4 protein-coding genes, 5 tRNA genes and 2 pseudogenes are annotated in these 6,557 nt (G+C 42.6%); all 11 read left to right on the top strand.

Annotation, left to right across the window (positions count from 1 at the left end; all coding sequences use genetic code 11):
- Nucleotides 1–6 precede the first annotated feature (6 nt).
- Nucleotides 7–79, top strand: a tRNA-Asn gene (locus JCM14505_RS05670).
- A 3-nt stretch (nucleotides 80–82) separates the two neighbouring features.
- Nucleotides 83–156, top strand: a tRNA-Thr gene (locus JCM14505_RS05665).
- A gap of 240 nt (nucleotides 157–396) precedes the next feature.
- Nucleotides 397–469: transfer RNA gene (locus JCM14505_RS05660), tRNA-Asn, on the top strand.
- A 118-nt stretch (nucleotides 470–587) separates the two neighbouring features.
- Complete coding sequence (locus JCM14505_RS05655) at nucleotides 588–1,424, top strand: DUF4767 domain-containing protein (RefSeq protein ID WP_054653417.1); 837 nt, start codon at nucleotides 588–590, stop codon at nucleotides 1,422–1,424.
- Nucleotides 1,425–1,728: 304 nt separating this feature from the next.
- A pseudogene (locus tag JCM14505_RS05650) lies at nucleotides 1,729–3,218 on the top strand (peptide MFS transporter).
- Between the two features lie 75 nt (nucleotides 3,219–3,293).
- Nucleotides 3,294–4,121: a metallophosphoesterase gene (locus tag JCM14505_RS05645; RefSeq protein ID WP_054653416.1), complete on the top strand. Its 828-nt coding sequence runs from the start codon at nucleotides 3,294–3,296 to the stop codon at nucleotides 4,119–4,121.
- Nucleotides 4,122–4,195: 74 nt separating this feature from the next.
- A tRNA-Tyr gene (locus tag JCM14505_RS05640) sits at nucleotides 4,196–4,278 on the top strand.
- Nucleotides 4,279–4,287: 9 nt separating this feature from the next.
- A tRNA-Gln gene (locus JCM14505_RS05635) sits at nucleotides 4,288–4,359 on the top strand.
- 155 nt (nucleotides 4,360–4,514) lie between these two features.
- Nucleotides 4,515–5,045 (top strand): hypothetical protein, encoded by a 531-nt coding sequence (locus tag JCM14505_RS05630; RefSeq protein WP_054653415.1) that lies wholly within the window; start codon nucleotides 4,515–4,517, stop codon nucleotides 5,043–5,045.
- Between the two features lie 39 nt (nucleotides 5,046–5,084).
- Nucleotides 5,085–5,796: pseudogene (locus tag JCM14505_RS05625) on the top strand (aspartate/glutamate racemase family protein).
- Nucleotides 5,797–5,855: 59 nt separating this feature from the next.
- A complete protein-coding gene (locus JCM14505_RS05620) occupies nucleotides 5,856–6,557 on the top strand; it encodes a GntR family transcriptional regulator (protein WP_054653414.1) in 702 nt (233 codons plus the stop codon).

Raw genomic sequence — 6,557 nt, 5'->3', positions numbered from 1 at the left:
TTTTATTCCGGATTAGCTCAGTCGGTAGAGCGCTTGACTGTTAATCAAGATGTCGCCAGTTCGAGTCTGGCATCCGGAGTATGCCGACTTAGCTCAGTTGGTTAGAGCGCCGCTCTCGTAAAGCGGAGGTCGGAGGTTCGAATCCTCTAGTCGGCATTATTAACCGTTAGCAATTTGCTAACGGTTTTTTGATGCAATTAAAATCATTGCTTAGTGACACTCCATGATATTAATAATCAGTGATAAAGAGATGCCACGACTATCCGTACCAATTTAGATAACTATCTAAGAGTAAACCCCAAGGATAAAGGAAGGTTACCAAAATAATTTTAAAATTGAACAATTAAAGCTTGTTATTATGAGTTTAGTTCGGTATAATTTACTTTGTTAAGTTATTCCGGATTAGCTCAGTCGGTAGAGCGCTTGACTGTTAATCAAGATGTCGCCAGTTCGAGTCTGGCATCCGGAGTCATTAAGGTGTTAGCCAAGTGGTTAACACCTTTTTATTTTGATAATTTGTGTTTTCAAGCAAAAAAAATATGCTATGGTTATCAAAGGGAAATAAATATAAGAGGAGTTATTTAACCATGAGTAAGAATGAAATGCACCCCCGTTTTTGTGGGATGTGTGGGAACCCATTAGGGAACGACGATAAATTTTGTGACAAGTGTGGTCATCCAGTAGCACCAACGACCAAAGGAGCTGAGGGTACGGCTACGGGGGTAACCACATTAGCTAAAGAATCGATGGCGACCGGTGCTAATCCAACGCCGAGTCGTTTGTCGAGTTCGGCCAAGAAGCAGCTTAAATTGCCTCATCAGCTAGGAAAAATTCAGTTAAGTTCGATTAAACGGAACTGGTTAATTGGAGCGGGGGTGGTAATTTTAATTGTAGGTATTTTCACCTATCTTCACCTGCAAAATAATGCCAAGCCAAGTCAACAAGAAATTAAGTCTGCGGAGCAACAAACCTCACAACCAACTGCTAGTGCAACTAGTGATCAAACCAGTGCTAATAGCTTATGGTCAGCTCAACAAGCCAAGCAATTAGATGAGTTTATCCAGTCTTGGTCACCAACGATGCATCAATCCTACGAAGCATATGATGGGCGGCACGAATTATCAACAGCGACAGGACCAAAATACCCGAAAGATTTAGCACGGGAACAAGTTGATGGACAAACCAATCAATTAGGATTGTCCAAAGATGGGAATGGGAAGTACGCCTATAATGTGGTGGCGATTTATAATAGTAATAATTCCAAGCGACCACTGCCTAGTCGGATTACGTATTTCTTCTGTTACCATAACGGCCAACCAGTGGTCTTAGTTGATGAGACGCGGGATGGGGAACCAAGCGCTCATCCTACCCAAAATGCGGACGTCGCAGCTAATTTTAATCGGATTGCTAACGCTCATAAGTAAAATTATGTTTATAAATAACTCGTTAGTCGCCCCAATTGGGAGTTACTAGCGAGTTTTTGCGTTCTATTGACTGGGATAATGTGATTTTCATGTGAGAGGATAACTTAATAATATTAACTTAAAACCGGATAATAACTTAATAAATGGCGCCTAACTTAATCAAATTAGCTTATAATCGTATTATTTTAACGATGAGCATATATTTAGAGCCATATTAGTTAATTTCGTCGTTAAAATATGGTATGATTATTAAAGATTTTCTCATTATTGGAAATAACAAATTTAGCTGAAAGGATATAACTTTATGGAAGATACGAATCAGAAATATGATCGGGCCTTTTTAGGGCAACCAAAAGGGCTCTCAACGTTGTTCTTCACTGAAATGTGGGAACGGTTTAGTTACTACGGGATGCGGGCCATTCTGTTGTACTACATGTACTTTGCAGTTAGTCAAGGTGGTTTGGGCATGGACCAACCACGGCGGCTTCAATTATGTCGATTTACGGGTCGTTAGTTTACCTCTCTGGGGTTGCTGGGGGCTGGATTGCGGACCGAATTTTAGGGAGCCGACGGACGGTGTTCTACGGTGGGGTGTTAATTATGTTAGGGCACATCGCCCTCTCCTTACCAGCTGGACAAGCGGCCCTCTATGCGTCAATTTTATTTATTGTGTTAGGGACAGGGTTATTAAAACCAAATGTTTCTGACATGGTCGGAACGCTGTACGATGAACAAGACAAGCGCCGGGATGCCGGCTTTAGTATTTTTGTCTTTGGGATTAACTTAGGGGCAGCAATTGCACCAACGTTCGTGCAATTTGCTTCTGATCACTTTGGAGCTAGCGCCCACGTTAACTACCATGCTGGGTTCTCGTTAGCTGCGATTGGGATGTTCTTTGGGTTAATTCAATACTGGCTAGGTGGCCGGAAGTACCTTAGCAAAGACAGCCTTTATCCAAAGGATCCAATTGATAAAGAATCCTTACGCCCAGTTTTAATTTGGACGGGGATTGCGCTGGTCATCTTAGCCATTATCCTGGCCTTATTAGGCGTGACGGGAAACCTTAACATTACGTCAATCATTAACTTGATTACGTTTGTTGCGATTGGCTTGCCAATTGTGTACTTCATTATGATGTACAACTCTAAGAAGGTAACGAAAGTTGAAAAGTCACGGATTTTAGCCTATGTCCCATTATTCATTGCCGCTGCCATCTTCTGGGGCATTGAAGAATCTGGTTCGGTGGTCTTAGCCTTATTCGCCGAACAACGGACTATTTTACATTTAGGTGGTTGGCACTTTGCCGCTTCCCAATTCCAAACGTTAAACCCATTATTTATTATGATTTTAACGCCATTCTTTACGTGGTTATGGAGTGTTTGGAAGCGTCAACCAAGTTCACCAGCCAAGTTTGCGGCCGGTTTAATTATCGCCGGGTTATCATACTTATGGATGATGATTCCAGGCTTGATGTTCGGAACTGATGGTCGGGTGAGCCCACTCTGGTTAGTTGGTTCTTGGTTCATCGTTGAAATCGCCGAAATGTTGATTTCACCAATTGGGTTATCAGTCACGACGAAATTAGCACCAAAGGCCTTTAGTGGTCAAATGATGAGTATGTGGTTCTTAGCCAACTCAGCCGGACAAGCCGTTAACGCGCAAATCGTGAAGTTCTACACGCCACAAACGGAAATTCAATACTTCTGTGCCATTGGGGTAGTTAGTGTTGTCTTCGGGATTTTCTTATTCTTCTTAGTTAAGCGGATTGAACGCTTAATGCAAGGGGTCCAATAATTAACTATCAAACAGCTAGTCAGCATGACTAGCTGTTTTTTTGTACAATAATACCGATAAGGAAGGAGGCGAATTATGTTATTAGCCTTTAGTAGTGATAATCACCTTGATGTGAATCGATTAGCAGTGACGGATGTTTTAGCACAGCAGGCAACTTGGTTAACTGAGCATCATGTTGATTATTATTTTCATTTAGGAGATTTATTTAACGATTTTTCGCGGACGCAAGCCTATTTTCAGCAACTTCAATTATTAGCCCCGCAAACCACGATTAAGTTTTTAGCTGGTAATCATGAGTTAGTCAAACATGCGAATTATCAACGGATTCAAACTGCTACTAATCAGCAATACTTTCATCATCAAGTGCTAAACCTGCCGGGGACGAATTGGCAAGTCATTGGATTGAATGGTTGGTATGATTATCAATTTTCCTCCTTCGCTGAGCAAGCGGATATTATTAAGCGCTGGAAACAAGCCTATTGGTTAGATAGCGTGGCTGATCAACCCGTTAGCGATTTTGAGCGCAATCAAATTGAAGTGGATTGGTTGAAGCAAGCACTGGAACAGGCAAGCCAAGCGCAGCAACAAGTATTAGTGGCTACCCATTTTGCCCCGCGAGCAGAATTGTTACCATCAATTCCGAGCCATTTGGATGCCAAACGAACTCGGGCTATGGAAATAATGCGGGCTTTTTATGGTAGTCCACAATTAGGAATGAGTTTACAAGCAACGGTCGTGCAACAAGTTTATTATGGTCATTTACATCAAGCGACGCCGTGGGGACGCCGCCAAGATAAATATCAAAATGTGGCCGTAGGGGTGAAGCGGCACCGGTATAATGAATGGCAAGCTGATACCTTCATGGAGCAATGGATAACCAAATTAAAACTCAAAAAAAATTAAAAAAAAGGGTTGCAAATATCGATAAGTAGGTGTAATATTATATTTGTTGATTGCGACAATGCAATTAAGCTCCTGGGGGAGTAGCGAAGTCTGGTTAAACGCGACGGTCTGTAAAACCGTTCCTTTTGGTTCGGTGGTTCGAATCCACTCTCCCCCATTTTATTATTGGGCTATAGCCAAGCGGTAAGGCAACGGTTTTTGGTACCGTCATGCGCTGGTTCGAATCCAGCTAGCCCAACTAATTAACAGCTGCCGATCGGTAGCTGTTTTTTTATCTTTTTGGAGGTTCCAAATGCCAAAGGTAGGTCAACGGGGACAATCAAGTCGCCAGGTTAAAATTAAAAATCCGAAACAACGTATTAAGCGCCAACGAGCCACCATTGCCCCAGGCAGGTGCGTGATTTTTTAGTAGTGCGCTATGGACTTACGTTAAAGCAACATATTCAACCAGTACATCAACCGACGATTCAACGGTGGGTTCAGGCCGTAAGCGAGCAGTTAGTTAATACTAATGGTGATTTGTTGGCGAGTTATCAACAGGTGATTAATGATGTTTATGGCCGGGTACCGTGGCAATTTTATTGGGTGCTGAGCCAATATTGGGATGAAGTGCAACAATTTTGGCAGCGAGAAGTCCCAGCCGTCCCGCTTGAGGAACGCTTGTTAGTTCACGGGCAAGCAGAGTTACCAAAACTATGGGCAACATTAGCCCGGCGCTTTGCCGACACCTTAGCGGTCGCGATGACGTTGAATATGCCAACGGTCGCGACACACCAATTAAGCCCGCAATTATTATCGAGTTTGTGGCAGGATGATCAAATCCAATGGACTCAAGTCCGCCAGCTTTGGTCACCATTACAAGGCACGTTTACGAGTGATGATCCGGTTACCGAGTCTTGGCTGTTACAATTAAGCGAATTATAGTAAAATTAAAGGCGAGTTATTCGAAAGGATGAGGTTAAAATGAAAAAAATTTTTACCATTTTAGGGGGCATGGGTACGTTAGCCACGGAAAGTTTTGTCCGGGTGCTTGACGAACGAACGCCGACACATAAGGATCAAGATTATTTCGATTATCTCGTCGTTAATCATGCTTCTGTTCCAGATCGGACGAGTTGGATCTTGGATCATAATCAACCAAGTCCGTTGCCACCATTATTGGAAGATATTGAACAACAAAGTCAGTTAAAGCCAGCTTTTTTTTGTCTTGGCATGTAACACCGCGCATTATGTTTATCAAGAATTGCAAGCGGCCACGGAAATTCCAATTATTAATATGTTACAAACAACGGTCGATGCGATTAAAACCCTGCAACCTCATGCTAAACGGGTTGGTTTATTAGCAACCCCCGGGACGATTGAGTCGGGCTTATATGATCAATATGTGCTAGCTGCGGGCTATGAGTTAGTTAAACCCACGGCTGAATTGATCGAATTAACGGAAGATTTAATTTATAACGATATTAAGCAAGCAGGGCATTCCGATAATGATAAATATCATACGTTGGTGAAACGGATGAGTGAGGAATTAAATTGTGATATCGTAATTTTAGGTTGTACGGAATTGTCATATGCTGAAGAGATGGATCCAGAGACTACCTATCCAGTTGCCGATTCACAATCTTTAGTGGTTAACAAAACAATCGAATTAGCCCAACAATTGCGGCAATCATAGTTAATTAACCAAGGGCTTGCCAGTTAATGGTGTGCCCTTTTTGATTAGGAGGACGGATGATGGGATCGCCAATTTATATTCAAATTCATAATCAACTGCGAAGTTGGATTGAAGCGGGAAAATGGTCAATCGGCACCCGGATTCCGGCCGAACGGACCTTAGCCAGTGAATTTGGGGTTAGCCGCATGACGTTGCGGCAAGCAATCCAAACGTTAGTTGATGAAGGAGTTTTAGAACGCCGAGCTGGATCGGGAACGTATGTGGCTAATCAAAAGGTCCAAGAAAAGATGACCGGAGTGACGAGTTTTACGGAATTAATGCAAGCGATTGGCAAACAACCATCGAGTAAAACGTTAGCCTATTACTTAACAGTGCCGTCGCAAACAGAATTAACAATTTTAAATTTAGCGCCGGGGGACCGAATTCTGCGGATGGAACGAATTCGCTATGGTGATCAGGTGCCAATTTGTTTTGAGGTTGCCACCGTGCCAGAAAAATTAGTGCAAAATTTTAGCCGGAGTGAAATGACGCAATCGTTTTATCAAACCCTGGCCCAAAAAGCGAACTTGTATCCTGGCCGAGCAGTTCAAACGATTTCAGCGACGAATGCGACGGAACGGATTGCTGAATACCTTAAAATTAAGCGCGGGGATGCGTTACTATCGATGCATCAAACGTCGTATCTTCAAGACGGCCGCCCGTTTGAATATGTTCACACCCAATATGTTGGTAATTTATTTGAATTTGTCTTAGAAAAATGA

It is taken from the genome of Limosilactobacillus equigenerosi DSM 18793 = JCM 14505, from assembly GCF_001311375.1.
GTDB lineage: Bacteria > Bacillota > Bacilli > Lactobacillales > Lactobacillaceae > Limosilactobacillus > Limosilactobacillus equigenerosi.
This window is presented reverse-complemented; position numbering and strand designations above follow the sequence as displayed.